Origin of the sequence: Holdemania sp. 1001095H_141210_F2 (assembly GCF_015558105.1) — a bacterium.
In the GTDB taxonomy this organism is placed as follows: domain Bacteria; phylum Bacillota_I; class Bacilli_A; order Erysipelotrichales; family Erysipelotrichaceae; genus Holdemania.
In genome coordinates, this window is sequence record NZ_JADNPO010000007.1 from 1 (window position 1) to 17,574 (window position 17,574).

General features: G+C 51.4%; 14 protein-coding genes and 1 tRNA gene. 10 read left to right on the top strand and 5 right to left on the bottom strand.

Annotation, left to right across the window (positions count from 1 at the left end; genetic code table 11):
• Positions 1 to 22: 22 nt before the first annotated feature.
• The gene (locus tag I2G61_RS06105) at positions 23 to 319 is read left to right on the top strand and encodes a hypothetical protein (RefSeq protein WP_195548053.1); all 297 of its coding nucleotides are present in this window, start codon (positions 23 to 25) and stop codon (positions 317 to 319) included.
• Between the two features lie 219 nt (positions 320 to 538).
• Here the strand turns inward: I2G61_RS06105 and I2G61_RS06110 are convergent, their stop codons facing one another.
• Genes I2G61_RS06110 through I2G61_RS06120 form a run of 3 tightly spaced genes read right to left on the bottom strand, consistent with a single transcriptional unit; the run spans position 539 to position 3,764 of the window.
• The gene (locus I2G61_RS06110; RefSeq protein ID WP_072684626.1) at positions 539 to 1,303 is read right to left on the bottom strand and encodes a sugar phosphate isomerase/epimerase; all 765 of its coding nucleotides are present in this window, start codon (positions 1,301 to 1,303) and stop codon (positions 539 to 541) included.
• Positions 1,300 to 2,532: a peptidoglycan bridge formation glycyltransferase FemA/FemB family protein gene (locus I2G61_RS06115; RefSeq protein ID WP_072684627.1), complete on the bottom strand. Its 1,233-nt coding sequence runs from the start codon at positions 2,530 to 2,532 to the stop codon at positions 1,300 to 1,302. The genes I2G61_RS06110 and I2G61_RS06115 overlap by 4 nt, the downstream gene beginning before the upstream one ends.
• Complete coding sequence (locus I2G61_RS06120) at positions 2,529 to 3,764, bottom strand: peptidoglycan bridge formation glycyltransferase FemA/FemB family protein (RefSeq protein WP_072684628.1); 1,236 nt, start codon at positions 3,762 to 3,764, stop codon at positions 2,529 to 2,531. Before I2G61_RS06120 ends, I2G61_RS06115 begins: the two co-directional genes overlap by 4 nt.
• 199 nt (positions 3,765 to 3,963) lie before the next feature.
• Here I2G61_RS06120 and I2G61_RS06125 point away from each other — a divergent pair.
• From I2G61_RS06125 to I2G61_RS06135, 3 genes are all read left to right on the top strand, one after another.
• Positions 3,964 to 4,039: transfer RNA gene (locus I2G61_RS06125), tRNA-Val, on the top strand.
• Positions 4,040 to 4,270: 231 nt separating this feature from the next.
• A complete protein-coding gene (locus I2G61_RS06130; RefSeq protein WP_072684629.1) occupies positions 4,271 to 5,128 on the top strand; it encodes a MerR family transcriptional regulator in 858 nt (285 codons plus the stop codon).
• 51 nt (positions 5,129 to 5,179) lie between these two features.
• Complete coding sequence (locus tag I2G61_RS06135; protein ID WP_195548054.1) at positions 5,180 to 7,129, top strand: FAD-dependent oxidoreductase; 1,950 nt, start codon at positions 5,180 to 5,182, stop codon at positions 7,127 to 7,129.
• A gap of 199 nt (positions 7,130 to 7,328) precedes the next feature.
• On the opposite strand, the gene I2G61_RS06140 is transcribed toward I2G61_RS06135, so the two are convergent.
• Positions 7,329 to 8,501: a helix-turn-helix domain-containing protein gene (locus tag I2G61_RS06140; RefSeq protein WP_195548055.1), complete on the bottom strand. Its 1,173-nt coding sequence runs from the start codon at positions 8,499 to 8,501 to the stop codon at positions 7,329 to 7,331.
• Positions 8,502 to 8,905: 404 nt separating this feature from the next.
• Complete coding sequence (locus tag I2G61_RS06145; protein WP_195548056.1) at positions 8,906 to 9,220, bottom strand: hypothetical protein; 315 nt, start codon at positions 9,218 to 9,220, stop codon at positions 8,906 to 8,908.
• A gap of 138 nt (positions 9,221 to 9,358) precedes the next feature.
• Between I2G61_RS06145 and I2G61_RS06150 the strand changes: the two genes are divergently transcribed.
• From I2G61_RS06150 to I2G61_RS06175, 6 genes are all read left to right on the top strand, one after another.
• The gene (locus tag I2G61_RS06150; RefSeq protein WP_072684633.1) at positions 9,359 to 9,730 is read left to right on the top strand and encodes a helix-turn-helix domain-containing protein; all 372 of its coding nucleotides are present in this window, start codon (positions 9,359 to 9,361) and stop codon (positions 9,728 to 9,730) included.
• Positions 9,731 to 10,335: 605 nt separating this feature from the next.
• Positions 10,336 to 10,803, top strand: coding sequence for a helix-turn-helix transcriptional regulator (locus I2G61_RS06155; RefSeq protein WP_187367953.1), 468 nt, complete (start codon positions 10,336 to 10,338; stop codon positions 10,801 to 10,803).
• Between the two features lie 69 nt (positions 10,804 to 10,872).
• Positions 10,873 to 11,037: a hypothetical protein gene (locus I2G61_RS06160; RefSeq protein ID WP_186963976.1), complete on the top strand. Its 165-nt coding sequence runs from the start codon at positions 10,873 to 10,875 to the stop codon at positions 11,035 to 11,037.
• Positions 11,038 to 11,183: 146 nt separating this feature from the next.
• Positions 11,184 to 12,032, top strand: coding sequence for a ParA family protein (locus tag I2G61_RS06165; protein WP_148429316.1), 849 nt, complete (start codon positions 11,184 to 11,186; stop codon positions 12,030 to 12,032).
• On the top strand, positions 11,986 to 12,957 hold the full coding sequence (locus I2G61_RS06170) for a ParB/RepB/Spo0J family partition protein (protein WP_148429314.1): 972 nt from the start codon (positions 11,986 to 11,988) through the stop codon (positions 12,955 to 12,957). Before I2G61_RS06165 ends, I2G61_RS06170 begins: the two co-directional genes overlap by 47 nt.
• Positions 12,958 to 13,236: 279 nt before the next feature.
• Entirely contained in the window at positions 13,237 to 17,466 is a 4,230-nt protein-coding gene (locus tag I2G61_RS06175) for a SpaA isopeptide-forming pilin-related protein (protein WP_148429312.1), read from the top strand.
• Positions 17,467 to 17,574: the final 108 nt, after the last annotated feature.

Here is a 17,574-nt window from a genome sequence, read left to right on the forward strand (position 1 = left end):
GATGCGGATGAAATATGACGAGATGGATGAGAAGACGGTGTATAAAAAAGGCATAAAAAAAGGGATGCGGAAAGGTGTAAAGAAAGGCGTGAAACAAGGGAAAATATCCTTGTTGAAGGAGTTACTGCGGCAGAAATGGGAATTAACGGAAAGCGATGAGAAAGTCTTAGATGATTTAAACGAAGCGAAAGTGAATCAGATCGTCCAAGTTTTGAATAGAATAAATACCTCGGAAGACCTCCATCATCAGCTTAAAAAACTTTCTGATTCAAAGCATGAAGCTGAGAACATAACTCAGCTGTTCTATACTCATGACTAAGTGGATCTGGACTTCGAAGGATCGGATTCAGGATAACGTGAAGTTGGGAAAAAGTTCGTTAGAGTCAAATCATGGAGATGAAAATGGAAAGGATAGAATCGGATGACGAGCAGGAGTCACAACTCACAATTCCAACTATGAAAAACCCCCTCGATTCGAAGATCAGAGAGGGTTTAAGAAACTGATTTTAAGCTGTGGTGGAATATCAGGGACACTTTTTTAAAGACAGACGCTGTGCGATAACCATTTTTGCAGAGCTACCATATCCTGGCGGAACTGCGCCGGCTGATCCTCTTTGACAAATTCCAGAATCAGCGGAATTTCGCGGGGAATGAAAGTCAGCCAGTGCTTCCAGGCTGCTTCCTGAGCTGCGAGCGGCAGCCGCGTGTTGTCGGGCAACCAGCTGAACACATGGACGCGCGTCAGCCAGGGCAGGATCGCCTCTAATTCCCGACTGTTTTCTTCCACGGTGAGCTCGGGATTAGGCTGCCAGTAGGTCTTGCAATTTGAGCGGTTAACGGCCTTAAGCAGCTTCACGGCGGAAGCGCTGTTATCCGTCAGCGATTTGCGATGATATTCAAACGCGACGTCTATCTCAACTTTGGCCGCCAGTTCGCAGCATCGCTGCGTTTCCGCAACAGCCCGCTGGAAAAAATCGTCGTCGGCTTGCGCGGAGGCTGTGCGCCCGGCCCAGATCCGCACACACGGCGCTCCCAGCTTAACGGCCGTATCAAGATAAGCCTGAAAATCAATGTCCGGATTAAGACCTTGATTCAGTTTGTAATAACTGCCATAAGAGAACACCGCCAGCTGGTTTTGACGGCAGGCTTCCGCAGCTCTGGCTGCCAGATCCAGCCGATTTGCGGGCACGTGGACGTCGCTGCCCCATTCGATTCCGGTACAGCCGGTTTCCCTAGCCAGCGTGATGATCTGATCGGCGGTCAGCTGACGGAAGGTGACTGAGGTCAGCCCGACCGGCCTCATGAATGCTTCTCCTGTTTGCCATACCGCAGCGAGATGAGCTTGCGTTTTACCCGACGGCGGAAGCGATCCGCCTTTTTCCAGCGGGCAGTGCGCGCCGGCTTGCGGATATAGTCGAATTCGCCGATCCGTTCCGTATAAACGGAACCAAACGAACGCTTGTAATCATACAATCCATAATGCGGATCAGACTTGTCCGTCACTCCGGAGAATCCGCACATGTCGTAATGCAGGACGCCGTGGTTTTTCATGTCTTCGACGGCGAACCGGTGCAGGTTATCCACGGCCTTGATAAAGTTGAAATCCTTGTGGTTATAGGTGTAAAGATCCCAGGATTGCGCGCCGAATCGCAGGAACAATCCGGCGGCAATCGCCGGATTTGCGCCGTATTGCGCTTTTAGCGCAGCGGCTTTTTCTTTTTCTTTTAACTTGGACTGCAGCGCTTCGGGGTCTTTGTGATATTTACCGCTGTCAATTTCCTGCTGGATACCGTTGATCATCTGATCAAGGTCAATTTCAGTGACATACAGTACGGCGTGATCGCCAAAGGCATCCAACAGCGCTTCAAAGAAGGACTGCGGATGCGGCTTAAAGCCCTGAATCTGGGAAAGCTGCCGTTCAAATTCGCACAGCTGCGGCAAATCGTCTTTGGTACCTAAGCGGGTTGTCACGCCGATCACGGCATGCCGGCGCAGACTGTTCTGGCGCGCCTTGGAAAAATGCCTGACGATTTCTTCGATGGAAGGCGTCAGGTCGATAATCAGCGTGTAGCGGTTGACCCAGCTGCCATTGTAGGCATAGCCGTATCCCTTATGCACAAACCCCAGCGATGTCAGCAGTGCTGTTATTACTTCGTGATTTTCACCGCCTTCGATCGGATTGCCCTTGATATCCCGCTCCATCCGCAAGACGTTCGGATCCACCCGCAGAAAGTCCACTTTGGCGTTTTCCGCCAGCTGAATCAATCCCCGCAGGCATTGTTCGCACAGTTGGGGATCGTCATAATTCAGGCAAGGTCCCCAGGGAACATAATAGTAGTGAATACCTGGCGACTTCCGCTCCAGAATCATCGCTGTGCCTTTCAGCTGTGCCTGCTCGTAGAAGCCGATAAAATGCGGCTGATCCTGCTTCTGCAGCTTCGCCCACAGCGAAGTTTTCATGTAATGTCCGTAGGGATGAGCGCTGACAAAGGCGTCCAGCTGCACATCTGAAATTTGTTTACAGGTGATCAATGCGATTCCCTCCTTAACCATTGCCGGCGTAATTCCTTAACCTTGGGCAAAAGCTGGGTCCAGATCGGATACAGCAGCGGCTTGCATGGCAGACTGAATTCGCCGAGATAGACGTCGATTTCAGGTGAAAACGACGACTTGAAGATGAACAGCCCGTCGTCCAGCGTGCCTTCCACGCCGCCGAAGTTAAACCGCGTGCAGCCTTGTTCAAAGGCCCATTGAATGCCGCGGCAGCGCAGTGCGTAAGCAGCCAGATAGCGGCGGTATTTCTCGTTTAAGCCGGAATACAACAGCTCGCAGGTCGTGCCGTCGTGAACTAACAACAACGCACTGACCAAAATGTCGCGGCCGTCTTCCTGAGCCTGCTGGCGCAGCCTGAGCTTTTCAGCGTCGAGATCGGCAATTTGTTTTTCCAGCTGTACGCGTTTTTTATTCGCTTTTTCGTCCAGCTCGTTTCGATGCTGACAAAGACCGCGTTGCTTTTCTTCGACCAGTGCCAGCGCATGATCATAATCCAGATGAGCGGCCAGAATGCAGGCATGATCGCCGAAGTTTTCCATGATCGTGCGGAAATAATCCTCATTGCGCAGGTGGATATTTTTACGCTGTTCCGTATATTTGATCATTTCGGCTAATTCGTGGACATGCTCAATCCCCCAAATTTCGATCTGAATGCCTTTGGCAAAACTGTTATGAATTTTCTCACGGGTCTTCTTCGGAAAGCAGGCTTCCCAGTTTTCCTGATGGGAAAAGCAAAGCTGAAAGCGCGGCTGCACCGTTTCGCTGATCAGCTTCGTATAGCCCGCAAAATGGGTTTTTGCCTTCGCCAGCTGTTGCGGAATCGGACTGCGGGCGTTCCAGGCGGCTTCTTTTTGATCCAAGTCAAAGCTGCCGATGATGAGATAGGGATCAAATTTGCATTCCACCGCACCCTGCTTCGCGCAGAAACGCCGGATCGCAGTTAAGAAGAACGCAGTCTGTTGGGGATCATCGTAGTCCATGATCGGTCCGCGGGGAATATAGGCCAGCTTCATGCCCAGCGGCAGTTTGCGGAACAGAATCATCGCTGCTCCGCACAGCTGCCCGTCGCAGGTCATGCCGACAAATTTTGAAGTCCATTCCTTCTTGACGTTGGCCCAGGCTTCAGTCTGATATATATTATTGCATCGGCTGGCACGGGTGAAATCGTCCAGCTGCTTCCCTGTAATTGACTCGCAAAACTGCAAATTCATAATGAGTTCGCCTCCAATGCTTTATTATAGCATACCCGCCCTTAACTTTCTCCAGTCGTTTTAAAATCCCGGCCAGGATCCATCCTGATCAGGGGAGAAAAAGGGAAAAAGGGGAGGCTGCAGGATGTTCCTTTTTTGACATTTTCAGTAAAAAAAGGGTTGCGGTTTTTAAGGATCAATGGTAATATATTAAAGCACCGGACGCTTAGCTCAGTTGGGAGAGCACTTCCTTGACGTGGAAGGGGTCAGGGGTTCGAGTCCCTTAGCGTCCACCATGATTAATCAGTAAAGCTGTCATCAAGACAGCTTTTTTCGTCTTTCTCCTTTCCCTTTCTCCGCTTGAGGAAACCGTGCCGTGAGCGACACAGCCGGCATAAGGAAGAGACAGGAAGACCCAAGTGCTTAAAACCGGAGGGTTTCAGGATGTTGATTTTAATAAACAATCTTGTGATATAATACACATAAAGCTTGTTTTGGAAATAAAGGAAAAAAACTGTGGAGGGAGTATGGCTTACAAGATTGGAGAAGTTGCGAAACTTTTGGGAATTTCTTCTGAAACCGTCCGTTATTATGAGCGGGAAGGCGTGATTCAATCGCAGAAAATTGATCAGGGAAGCGGCTACCGGTACTATGAAGCGCTGGATATCAATGCTTTGATGCGGGTTCGGATGTACCGTAATTATGGTTTTACCTTACAGGAAGCGAAGGAAATGTTGAACTTTTGCACCTTGGAGGACATCGCTAAACGATTGGAGGATAAAAAGCGGGAGCTGCAGGCGGCGGTGGATTGGAACAAACGGCTGTTGGCGTGCGCTGATCGGATGATTAACATTCATCGCTCCGCTTCGGAGATGCTTTGGAAATGCCAGATTGAAGAAAGTCCCGCGATGTACCGGTTTTGTTATCAGATTCAGGATCAGCTGATCGGTGATCCTGAAATACAAAAGCGCGTCCAGACATGGACGGAAAAGATGCCGGTTGTGATGCCAACGCCTTTATTTGCGAAGGACGATATTCTTGCAGGGAATAAGAACTTTGCGTTAGGGCTGTGCGTTATGGAGGAAGACGCTGATTTTCTGCGTTTGGATCCTCAGGCGAGGGGGATGGAATACGTTCCTTCCCAACGATGTATTTATACGGCAATTTCTGCTCAGGCTGGCGAACTGCTGCACTGCGGTTTATTTCAGCATGTTCTGCAATACATGGACGCACATCAGCTGGAATTGGCCGGCGACGCAATCGGACGCACGGTTTCCACGCTTCATCGAAGTACGACACAGGAGCGGATTCATCAGGTCTGGCTGCCCTTTTCAAAGAAAACATCAGATTTCAGCAGCGGGGGATTGACTCTAAAGGCCCTTTAACGTGTACTCTGATAGCAGGGAAAGATAACGCTTTCACACAGGGAGGGTAAGATGAGAAAATCAAATCTTAAGAGAATCGTTGTTTTGTTTCTCAGCGTGCTGCTGGCAGTTGGACTGACCGGCTGCACAGCGGCACCGAGCAATAATCCGAAGGGAACGGATGTCGGCTACACGTCCGGCACCTACACAGGGACAGGCGCCGGGCGCAATGGCGAGCTGAAAGTCGAGGTCACATTCACAGACAAAGAAATTACGAAAATCGAAGTCATTGAACATTCGGAAACCGAAGGAATTTCCGACTTGCCGCTGCAGCGGATTCCGGAAGAAATCGTGAAGAATCAGTCGCTGGCAGTCGATGCCGTTGCGACAGCGACCTTGACCAGCAACGCGATCATCGAAGCGGTCGCTGATGCAGTTACCCAGGCCGGCGGGGACGCGGAAGCACTGAAAAATGTGAAAGTCGAAGAGGAAACAGCCGGAGATTTAGTCCAGCGGGAAGCGGACGTCATCGTTTTAGGCGGCGGCGGAGCCGGTGTTGCGGCTGCGTACGCGGCGGCTGAAAATGGTGCATCGGTTATCGTTGTGGAAAAAACGGCGGCTCTGGGCGGCAATACGATGCGTTCCGGCGGCTATTTCAATGCGGTTGTTCCTGAAAATCAACAGACGCAGGTCATGACGGCAGGGCAGATCAAATCGGTTGAGGAATACTGCACGATGGAGCCGAAGGATGACATAATGAAGAACTGGCAGGAAAAACTGACCGCGGAATTTGACGAGTATAAGAAGTCTGGCGCGGAACATTTGTTTGATTCAGTCTATTTGCATATGCTTCAGACCTATGTCGACGGTGATTATGTCGGCAATCCGGTACTGATTCAGTCAATGTGCGAAAAAGCGCCGCAGACCTATGCCTGGATGCGGGATATGGGCTTTGACTGGAAACCGAAGTCAATCGTGATCGTTGGTTCGTTATGGCCGCGTGCGAACATGTCTCAAACCTATAAAAGCGGCATCGGTTTTATCGAAGTGCTGAAAAATGATGCGGAAAAGAAAAATTTCCCGATCGAATATGATCTGGAAGTCAGGGCTGAGGAATTGATTATGGAAGACGGCCGGGTGATCGGCGTCCGCGCGGTGTCCGCAAATGGAACACCTTATGAATACAAGGCCGGCAAAGGGGTTGTTCTGGCAACCGGAGGGTTTGGCGCGAATGTGGAAATGCGCGTGAAGTATAACAGCATCTGGGCTGATTTGGGGCCGACAGTTCCGACGACCAACAGTCCGGCGATTACCGGCGACGGGATTGTGATGGCGCAGGCTGTGGGCGCGAATCTGGTCGGTATGGATAAGATTCAGCTTTTGATCGCCGATCCGAAGACTGGCGAAACCTCAACCAATGTCGGCGATACGACGAGTATGTATGTCAATCAGGAAGGGCATCGGTTTGTTAACGAGTCAGAACGCCGCGACGTTTTATGCGCTTCAACGTTGGAACAGACCAACGGGATGATGTATATTATCAGCAGCTATCAAAACAGCCGTTTAGATGAGAACTATGTCAATACCTACGGCATTCATGTCGATGATTTGATCGAACGCGGAGCGGTTTACAAGGCGGATACGATTGAGGAACTGGCGGAACAGATCGGGATGGATCCCGCAACCCTGCGGAAAACGGTCGATGATTACAACGCCGCGATCGACGCGGGCTATGATGAGCTGACCGGCCGTACAGTCTTTAACGAAACCGCAAAGATCGAAGATCACGGGCCTTACTTCGCCAATCCGCGGACGCCGGCGGTCCACCACACGATGGGCGGGGTGGAAGTTGATCTTGACGCGCACGTCTTAGACGCTAGCGGAAACCAGATTCCGGGCTTCTATGCAGCGGGTGAAGTGACCGGCGGTTTCCATGGCGGCAACCGTTTGGGCGGCAACGCAATTTCCGAAGCGATCACGACGGGCCGAGTGGCAGGCAACAGCGTCGTATTGGATCAATAAGCGGGAAGCCCGGAATTTGTTTAAACAAATTTCGTGTAAATTCAAATAAGTGTACTCAAGAACAGAACAAAAGAATAACCGGAACGAAGGGCGCATTGATCAATGCGTTCTTTTGTCTGATATTGGGATAACCTTTCGCCGGCTCAGGCTTATGCTGAAATGAGTGCGGCTACGATGCAGGAATATTCAGTATTCCTTATTATTCCCATCCCTGCAGAAGCTCGGCAAGCCACTGCAGGCACTGACTTTTTTTCACATATTTGTGCTTTTCGTCATAGTAATTGATCAAAAGCGTCAGATAGAAACGTTTCTGATTCAGATCAAGACAGCTTCGGCCATGTTTTAACAAGGTGATCAACAGCTTATCCCGATGCGGATCCTGATCGCCGACAGCATTCATGACTCGTATCAGATCCTGAAATGGCTGAGAACGAAATTCCTTCGCCGACGCCAAACGTTTCATGCCTGCGATATTCCCGGTTTTATAATGCAGAAAACATCGCAGAAAATCCATTTCATCATTCGAATCGGAAACATCGGCGAAACGTGAAAGAAACGCACCGGCTTTTTCGTAGTGCCGATGGTTAACACAGCACCAGCACAGCGTACAGAGAATGGCGGAACGCATTCCGGGCGTCAGATTCAACATTTTGCTTTCCAGAATTGACGTCAATATTGCGGCTGGCCGATCAAACTCCTGCAGGGAGAGAATCGCCGCGCTTTGAATATGACAAGAGATAAGAAACGGATAACAGTTTGTCTGCGTAAACAGGCGGGAAGCCGCGTCGCAATGTTCGCGGGCAAGCAAGATTTTCCCTTTTTTTGAATAAAAAAGGGAAGTGTAGTAATGCCCCAATGCGCCCATCAGAGAAGTTGGATTGCGTTTCAGGCATTGCTTGAAATGTGTTTCTGCTTCCGATAAATCCTGCTTTAGCGCGCTGATCCCGCAGACAAGCTCAAACAGGGCGCTTTGCGCCTCATCAAAGCGATCCTGCACGCTGATTAACAGGTGCTTCTGCTGAACCATCTGGCGCAGGTTTTTCGTCATGAGTGCATAAACAAAAAAGGCCAGATGATAATCGAGGGCCAGAGGCGAATTGAGATACCGTTTCCGGATTCGGCGTAAAGCCGGCGCCTGTTTCTGCGCCGCCTCCAAATCCAGAAGCAATGCATTGCGGACAAAATGTTCCAACTTTTGCTTCGCCGGGATCAGCCAGGCTTGATCTATCGTATAATCCAAATCCAGCGCTTTCGCCAGCAGCTGCAGAATCTGCGGATCTGGCTGTGCTTTTCCTGTTTCAATCTGACTTAAATAGCTGGCGGAAATGTGGCATTGATATGCCAGAGCCGTCAGTTTTATCGCTTGGTCCATCCGATTGATCCGAATGATAGTTCCGGGAATTTGCATGTAAATTCAGCTCTCTTTCCTTTTTAAAACGCCATTTTCAATGAACCTTTGACGCTGATTTTTAACGGTAATTTAATGAACAGCTTCAGGTTGCGGTTCACTCTCAGTCCCGTATAATGAAATCGGCGGCCGGCGGGGAGCGATAAAAGGAAAGCAAAAGGTAAAAATTCAGAAAATTTCATTACCCTCAAAGCTTTGACCCATTTTATCAGAGCTTAACGATGGAAATGAACGGATTGGAAGAAAGCAAAAGCAGCGTACAGGTTGGAACCGGCAAGGCAGAAATAAAAACCAGTGCGGGCAGCACGGTTGGAAAAGTTCGGACTGACAGGGGTGAAATGTCAGCGTGATGAAGCGGGAGAAAAGCGTTACTGTTTTTTCTTTTCGTAAGCTTCGTAGACGGCCAGTTTTTCTTTTGTGGCTGCAATGACTTCCGTCAGATTTTCAAGAATGGTCTGTTCGCGGAACAACAATTCCGTCATTTCCAGCCGATCCTCCTCGCCGTAACCGCCATATTTTAAATCGTTGGTCAGATTTTCGATCGACCTTTCTTTTTTGCCGACCTGTTTGGAGATCAGGCTTAGAAAATCAGTGAGATCAGCGCTGGTAAAATCGCCGATCCCGACGATCTCATTTAACAGCGTGTAGGCTTCTTCAGCATTGGTTGCCGCGGTGACTAACATATTTTATCTCCTTTATTAATTGACTTAAATCGAATAAATTTAAGTATAAAGCAAATATTGCCTTTTATTTCATTATAATCGTTTTCGCATCCGGTTACAATATCATCAGAACATGAAAACGATTTTTGCGAGGTAGTTATGAGCGATGAAAAGAAGGATTGTGTCGATTATCAGCGGCTGGGGCAGCGGGTCCGGCGGGCGCGGATAAGATTAAATCTGACACAGGAGGTCCTGGCTGAAAAAGTCGGCGTATCCATTCCGACGATCAGCCATATTGAAACTGGAACAAACAAGGTCAGTCTGGAGTTGTTTATCAAAATTGCCCGGGCGCTGAACGTGACGCCGGATGAATTGATCATGGACAGCGTACCGAAGCTGACTGCCTTTTATATGAAAGACATTCAGGAGGAATTGAAGGACTGTTCGCCGGCTGAATATCAGTTTCTGACATCGATGCTTTCCAGTATGAAAGCGGCGCTGCGCCATTATCCGCGGGATGATGAGGAATAATCAGATTCTGTTTGGCAGCTGAAGCATAACCGATCTGATGGGCATTGCCGTTGGTTGCCGAACGCGGCGGCTCAATCGGGTTTTTGAACATTTTGACTTCCCTTGCGATCAGGGACAGGCAAAAGAATAACGAGAATTTCGAAGAAATCATGAAAAACAACTCTGCCAGGCGGCATGCCGTCCATTTTGGCATATCATGAAATTGTCGCCCTGGCATGAAAATCAAAAATGTCAGGTCCGCCATTTTTGTGATTGGGGATAATCTTTTCGCCGCAACAAAGAAAAAGCTAAGCAGGCATGATAAATCGATGCGACTTGATCTTAACGAGAAATAGTTATCCAGAAATCAATCAAGGAATCCTTTTTCCATAGAAAGCGAAGGAGATGAGATTTTCAGGCTGGATAAGCTGATCTTCAGTCTGTTTATTGACAGCTTCCAGAGGGAAGCAGAAGTTAAAGCGGAAGAAGTATAAACGAAAGCGGCGCAATACTTTCCTGAATGTTAAAAAGTTTGTTACATTGAATGCAACAGCGAACTAAAATATTGTATTACCGATAGTAATCTCAATCACACAGGGATTTACCTCTATTCCAAAGGCAAGATCATGATTCACTTGACCTTTGATTACCAAAGCGACGAAGGCTGTACTACACCGGGCCAATATTTGAGGTATCACCGGACATTCCAGGGCCTCACTACAAGAGAACTGGCAGAAAAGGTAGGTGTTGTGCCCGCAACGCTGGTTCTGTATGAGAATGACCGGCACCCCATCAAGCACAGTACGGCGGTGGCACTTGCAAATGTGTTGGGGATTGACCGCAGCAGACTTCTGGATGAGTACACTGTCTTTGTAGATTATCCGTACTCCTCACTTTTGAAAAAGGTGCGGCGGGAGCTTTCCTTTACTCAAATGCAGATGGCTGAAGTTATCGGAATAGGACAAACGACTTATTCCGGTTGGGAAAGAGAAGTCCGTGTTCCGCGTCGTAAAGAGCACGAAAAAATCCTCGCCGCAATGAAAAAACTAAAGGTAGATGTTGATACATACCTCTGCCAACCAAATCCTCTCTGATTGAAAATCGCACATTTGCGGTGCGGCGTTCTTCCTATATATAATGAAAACGTAAAGGAGGAACGCCCTATGAAAAAACGGAAATTCAAGATATACCTCACCCCAGCCGAGAACAGTATTGTGATTCAGAGCCTCAACCACCTGCGCAATACTATGCTCCGTGAAAACCAGGACACCGGCTGCCTGGATGAACTTCTGCTCAAAGCCATGTGCTCCCCGGTGAAGAAGATGTAAAATTACATATCGCAGCTTAATGAGCCGCTTATTCTTTTCAGCAAGAGTAAGCGGCTTTTTTCATGCCCATCTTTCGGAGTTCCCCCATACATAGCCGTCCGTCTTGCCAACGGGCGGCTAAATCTATGAAGAAGGAGGACATGAAAATGCCGGAACAGAGAAGCCGCCCCAGGGATGGCCGCGTGATCGCGCTGGCCAACCAGAAAGGCGGCACAGGCAAAACCACCACGACGGTGAACCTGGGCATTGGTTTAGCCCGTCTGGGGAAAAAGGTGCTGCTTATTGACGCAGACCCCCAGGGCGACCTCACCACCTGCCTGGGCTGGCAAGACCAAGACAGCCTACCCACCACCCTGGCCACCGTCATGGAAAAGGTGATCCGGGATGAGCCATTCACCACGGATGAGGGCATTTTGCACCACAGCGAGGGCGTAGACCTTATGCCCGCCAACATTGAGCTGTCCGCGCTGGAAATGAGCCTGGTCAACGCCATGAGCCGGGAGTTTACGCTGAGAACCTATATCAATGAAGCCAAGAAGCACTATGACGTAGTTCTCATCGACTGTATGCCTTCCCTGGGCATGATTACCATCAACGCCCTGGCAGCGGCAGACAGCGTGATTATCCCGGTGCAGGCCCACTATCTCCCAGCCAAGGGCATGACCCAGCTTATGAAAACCATCAATAAGGTGAAGCGGCAGATCAACCCGGCCCTGAAGGTGGACGGGGTGCTGCTCACGCTGGTGGATGGGCGCACAAATCTTGCCAGACAGACAGCGGATACCCTGCGGCAGAGTTACGGGAACGTATTGAAAATCTATCGTTCCGAGATTCCCGTAGCCATCAAAGCCGCAGAGATCAGCGCCGCAGGCAAGAGTATTTACGCCTACGACAAGGGGAGCAAGGTGGCCCAGGCTTACGCGGATTTTTCAAAGGAGGTGCTGGCGGATGGCGAAAAGCAACGGGCTAAACTTCAATCTTCCCTCAGTCGATGATTTGTTTTCCACGGAGGAAGAACGGGCCGAGGCAAGGCTTGAAAAAGTTGTCAATCTTTCGCCCTCGGAAATCAGCGACTTCCCGAATCACCCGTTTAAGGTTCGCATGGACGCAGCCATGCAGGAAATGACGGAAAGCGTGAAGCAGTACGGCGTTTTGGTCCCTGCCCTGGTGCGTCCCAAACCGGAGGGCGGCTATGAAATGGTGGCCGGACACCGCAGGAAAAAGGCGGCGGATTTAGCGGGGCTTGCGGAAATCCCCTGTATTGTGCGGCAGCTCACCGATGATGAAGCCACGATTATCATGGTGGACTCCAACTTGCAGCGGGAGCAGATTCTGCCCTCGGAGAAGGCGTTTGCCTACAAAATGAAGCTGGACGCATTAAAACGACAGGGCCAGCGGACAGATTTAACTTCTGACCCACTGGGTCAGAAGTTAAAAGGGGTGTATTCTGTTGAAATGGTGGCGCATGAAACGCCTGACAGCAAAACGCAGGTTCAGCGATATATCCGCCTTACCCATCTTATCCCGGAAATTCTGGAACTGGTAGATAACTCGGTTCTCAAAGACCAGGAAATGCTCCAGATTGCCATGCGCCCAGCGGTGGAGCTGTCCTACCTGCGAAAAGATGAACAGGCCGACTTGTTCGCTATCATGGACGAGATGGACTGCACCCCGTCCCATGCTCAGGCTATCAAAATGCGCCAGATGTCCGAAGCCAAGACCGGCGAGGAACGGCTGGCCAAAGACGCCCTTGTTTCCATTATGAAGGAGGAAAAGCCCAATCAAAAAGAACAGTTCAAGATCCCAAAGGAAAAAATCAGTCGGTTTTTTGCGCCGGGGACGCCCACGCAGAAGATCGAGGACACCATTGTTAAGGCGCTGGAACTCTACCGCAAGCGCCAGCGCAGTTTAGAGAGATAATCCACTACCAAGGGAGCAGTGCGCCTATTTGCAGGGAACCGGTGTTTTCGCTGTTCCCCCTCTCCACACCTCACCCCCTCGTACCACCTAAACAGCCTAAAAAAGAAGATATTTGGGGAGGCTGATTCTTTCAAGAATCCACAGGTTTGGCAGACAGAACGGATGAGGTGGAGAACGCCTGGCGCGCCTCTCTTTTTTAGAACGTAAACAGAATCCAGCCGTAAGCAGCACATCCAGAGCGATGTGCTTTTTTTGCGGCCATTTCAAGGAGGTAACACGATGAAAGCATTGAGAAAGCCTCTGTCCCTGTTCATGGCCCTGCTCATGTGCCTGGGCGTGTTCGTAGGGACAGGAACCACGGCTTTTGCCGCAGGCGAAACCATGACGACGTATATGATCGACCTGCCCCGTGCCAGCGACCCCAACAAGGCCGGATGGGGCCATCCCGCCCTGAATTTCCTGGGCGGCTGGTCCACCGGAGAGAACGACAGCTTTTCCGTCCACACCCAGGACGCCTTCAATGGCAGGGCCATCTACTGTATTGAGCCGGGCGTCGGTGTGAATACCGGCGACCAGTACACGGGCCGGGGCGAAGATTTCTGGGATAACTACCCGTCCAACCTGAACCCCACCATCCCGCCGGATACCATCAAAGAATATATCGGGCGGATTATGACCTATGGCTGGCAGGGCAACGCCAGCACCTCATGGATGAGTGGGAACCCGGAGGACGCCAGCAAGATCGCGGGATATATCGCTACCCAGCTTCTTGTTTGGGAAACCGTCGTGGGTGAGCGCGACAGCCAGTTTAACCATGTGGACGCCAATGCCCAGGGCAAAAACAACGTGACGGAATATATCAGCGCCGATCATCCCCTATACAGCGAGATTTTCAGCCAGTATTCCGCCATTGAGAGCGCGGTCAAGCGCCACACTATGCTCCCCAGCTTTTTCAGCAGCACCGCAGACGCCGGTGCCTATGAGCTGAAATGGGACGGCCAGCAGTATTCCCTCACTCTCACGGATACCAACGGTGTGCTGGGCGACTACACCTTCTCCAGCAGCACCACCGGGCTGAATTTCTCCGTGGACGGCAACCAGCTCACCATCACTTCCGCCCAGGCCATCAAAGGCTCTGTGACCATTAAGGCGGAAAAAGTGACTGCCCAGCGCAGCGGTGTTGTGGTTTGGACAGACGGCGTTACTGGCGGCGGCAAGCAGGACTTTGCCACCTACGGGGAAACCGTTTCCGACCAGATGGTAGGCTATCTGAATCTGGAAGTGAAAACCGGCAATATGAAGCTGATTAAGACTTCCGAGGACGGACAGGTAGCCGGGATCAACTTCACTATCACTGGCGAGGGGTACAGCGCCACCAAGACCACCAATGAGGCGGGAGAGATCGACATCTCCGACCTCAACCCCGGCGTTTATACCGTAACCGAGCAGTCCATTGACAAGTACGAACCCCAGGCCACCCAGCGCGTGACCATTGTAGGCGGCCAGACAGCTACCGTAACTTTTAACAACGTACTGAAGCGCGGCAGCCTGGAAGTCACCAAGACCAGCGAGGACGGTTTGGTGGAGGGTATGACCTTCCATCTGTATGGCACATCCCTCTCCGGCTTGCCGGTGGATGAGTACGCGGTGACGGATTCCACAGGGGTGGCCCGGTTTGAAAACGTGCTCATCGGTTCCGGCTATGTGCTGGAGGAAGTGGATACCCCCATCCGCTATGTGGTGCCGGATTCCCAGTCAGCCACCATCGAGTGGAATGAAGTCACGCACAAAACCGTAAATAACGTGCTGAAGAAATTCCGCGTGACTGTCACAAAGAGCGATGTGGAAACTGGAACGCCCCAGGGCGACGGTTCCCTGGCCGGGGCTGTGTATGGATTGTATAAGGGCGATACCCTCATCGACAGCTTTACCACGGATGAAAACGGCCAGTTTACCACCGGCTATTATGTCTGCGATTCCGATTGGACGGTGCGTGAGATCAGCCCCAGCGAAGGCTATCTTTTGGATTTTACCATCCACCATGTGGGCGCGGAGCCGGAGCTATACACCATTGAGTTGAATGATACCGCCAATGATGTGACGGAGCAGATCATCAAGGGAGATATTGCCATCATCAAGCATACGGACGATGGGGAAACCCAGATCGAAACCCCGGAGGAAGGCGCGGAGTTCCAAATCTATCTGAAAGCCGCAGGCAGCTATGACGCGGCCAAGGAATCCGAGCGCGATGTTCTCGTTTGCGATGAAAACGGCTTTGCGCAGTCGAAAAAGCTGCCCTACGGCACTTATATCGTCCGCCAGACCAAGGGCTGGGAAGGCCGCGAGCTGATGGATGACTTTGAGGTGTATATCGCCCAAGACGGCCAGACCTACCGCTACCTTATCAACAACGCCAATTTTGAGAGCTTCATCAAGGTGGTCAAGGTGGATGCGGAAACCGGCGTCACTATTCCCTATGCAGGGGCCGGGTTCCAGATTTACCGCCCGGACGGAAGTAAAGTGGAAATGACCTTCACCTATCCCACGCCCACCACGATTGATACCTTTTACACCAATTCCGAGGGCTACCTTGTCACCCCGGAAAAGCTGGAGTACGGTTCCGGCTATTCGCTGGTGGAGGTGCAGGCCCCCTACGGCTATGTGCTGGACAGCACCCCGGTTTACTTTGATGTGACCCAGGACGCTTCCAGCGAGGAAGGCGGCGTGACGGTGATCGAAGTCACCAAGCCCAACATGGCCCAGAAAGGGATCATCAAGGTTAGCAAAACCGGCGAGGTGTTCTCTTCTGTGGTAGAAAGCGAAGGTGTTTACCAGCCGGTGTACGAGGTGCAGGGCCTGCCCGGTGCGGTGTTTGAGATCACGGCCCTGGAGGACATCTACACGCTGGATGGCACCCTGCGCTACTCTGCGGGCGAAGTGGTGGATACCATCACCACCGGGGAGGATGGAACAGCCCAGAGCCAGCCTCTCTACCTGGGGCGTTTCCAGGTGAAGGAGATCGAGTTCCCCCACGGCATGGCGGACACCGGCGAGAATACCACCGAGGTGGAGCTGGTGTATGCGGGCCAGGAGGTAGAGATCACCGAAACTTCCGCCAGCTTCTACAACCAGCGCCAGAAAGTCCTTGTGACGCTGAACAAGGTGCTGGAGCAGGATGAAACATTTGGTATTGGCATGAACGGCGAGATCACCGCCGTGACCTTTGGACTTTACGCCCAAGAGGACATCACCGCAGCAGACGGTTCCATCATCCCGGCAGACGGGCTTTTGGAGATCGTATCGGTGGATGAGAACGGCCAGGCTATGTGCAAGACCGACCTGCCTTTTGGCAGCTTCTATCTGAAGGAACTGTCCACCGACAGCCATTACCTGCCAAGCGGTGAAACCTTCCCGTTCACCTTTGAATACGGCGGCCCCTCTGTGGCTGTGGTAGAGATCAACGCCAATGATGGCGAGGCTATTTCCAACGAACTGATCCGTGGGGAAATCCGGGGTATGAAAACCGATGAGAACGGCACCGGCCTTTCCGGGGCTGTGATTGGCCTGTTTAAGTCCGACGAAACCGAGTTTACCGCAGAAAACGCCCTTGCCACCGCAACCTCTGCGGAGGACGGCAGCTTCTCTTTCGCAGGTGTGCCTTACGGAAATTGGGTGCTGAAAGAGCTGGAAAGCCCGGAAGGGTTCATCCTCTCCGATGAAGTGATCCCCGTTACCGTGGAGGAAGATGGGCAGGTTGTGGAAATCTCCCTTGCCAATGAGCGCGTGTACGGTGACCTGCGTTTGACGAAGGTGGATAAGGATTATCCCGACAACAAGCTCACCGGGGCCGAGTTCGAGGTATACCGCGACACCAACGGCAACAAAGAACTGGACGAGGGTGACGAGCTGCTGGGCAAGCTGGAGGAAACCAGCACCGGCATTTACGAGATGGCCCACATCCTCTACGGCGGCGTGTTCGTAAAGGAAACCAAAGCACCGGAGGGCTTCCTGCTGGATGAAAACGCCTACTATGTGGAGATCACCGAGAACGGCAAGATTTACGAGGTAGAGAACGAGGCCGGGATTGGCTTCACCAACATGGCCCAGACAGGTTCCCTGCGGATTGAAAAGACATCCAGCGATGGCAAGGTGGAGGGCTTCTCCTTCCGCGTGACCGGGGCCAACGGCTACGACCAGACCTTCAAAACGGATAAAAACGGTGAAATCTTCATCGAGGGCCTGCGCGTAGGCGATTACACCGTGTCTGAGGTGTCGGATGGGGCCAGCGCCAACTATGTGCTGCCTGCCGACAAGCAGGTAACGATCCTTGCCGACAAGACCACCGTAGCGCAAATGCACAACGAGCTGCGCGACACCCCGAAAACCGGCGACGACAGCAAGCCGTGGCTCTGGATGGCTCTCATGGGAGTATCCGCTGCGGGCGCTGCCGCCCTGGGCATTTCGGCCTATGCAGGTAAGCGCAGAAAGGGAAAGAAATCCGCTGAGTAAGGCGGTTTGGACTTGTGTTAGGAGGAAATCATCATGGAGTTAAAAACAATCATTGCAATCGGGCTTGTTCTTTTCATCATCGGCGGGCTTATCTTTCTGAAAATCAGA

What these genes read in the sequence shown, in the direction of transcription:
- I2G61_RS06105 (WP_195548053.1), top strand. Translation starts at nt 23, where the DNA reads ATGGATGAGAAGACGGTGTATAAAAAAGGCATAAAAAAAGGGATGCGG.
- I2G61_RS06110 (WP_072684626.1), bottom strand. Translation starts at nt 1,303, where the DNA reads ATGAGGCCGGTCGGGCTGACCTCAGTCACCTTCCGTCAGCTGACCGCC.
- I2G61_RS06120 (WP_072684628.1), bottom strand. Translation starts at nt 3,764, where the DNA reads ATGAATTTGCAGTTTTGCGAGTCAATTACAGGGAAGCAGCTGGACGAT.
- I2G61_RS06130 (WP_072684629.1), top strand. Translation starts at nt 4,271, where the DNA reads ATGGCTTACAAGATTGGAGAAGTTGCGAAACTTTTGGGAATTTCTTCT.
- I2G61_RS06135 (WP_195548054.1), top strand. Translation starts at nt 5,180, where the DNA reads ATGAGAAAATCAAATCTTAAGAGAATCGTTGTTTTGTTTCTCAGCGTG.
- I2G61_RS06140 (WP_195548055.1), bottom strand. Translation starts at nt 8,501, where the DNA reads ATGGACCAAGCGATAAAACTGACGGCTCTGGCATATCAATGCCACATT.
- I2G61_RS06145 (WP_195548056.1), bottom strand. Translation starts at nt 9,220, where the DNA reads ATGTTAGTCACCGCGGCAACCAATGCTGAAGAAGCCTACACGCTGTTA.
- I2G61_RS06150 (WP_072684633.1), top strand. Translation starts at nt 9,359, where the DNA reads ATGAGCGATGAAAAGAAGGATTGTGTCGATTATCAGCGGCTGGGGCAG.
- I2G61_RS06155 (WP_187367953.1), top strand. Translation starts at nt 10,336, where the DNA reads ATGATTCACTTGACCTTTGATTACCAAAGCGACGAAGGCTGTACTACA.
- I2G61_RS06160 (WP_186963976.1), top strand. Translation starts at nt 10,873, where the DNA reads ATGAAAAAACGGAAATTCAAGATATACCTCACCCCAGCCGAGAACAGT.
- I2G61_RS06165 (WP_148429316.1), top strand. Translation starts at nt 11,184, where the DNA reads ATGCCGGAACAGAGAAGCCGCCCCAGGGATGGCCGCGTGATCGCGCTG.
- I2G61_RS06170 (WP_148429314.1), top strand. Translation starts at nt 11,986, where the DNA reads ATGGCGAAAAGCAACGGGCTAAACTTCAATCTTCCCTCAGTCGATGAT.
- I2G61_RS06175 (WP_148429312.1), top strand. Translation starts at nt 13,237, where the DNA reads ATGAAAGCATTGAGAAAGCCTCTGTCCCTGTTCATGGCCCTGCTCATG.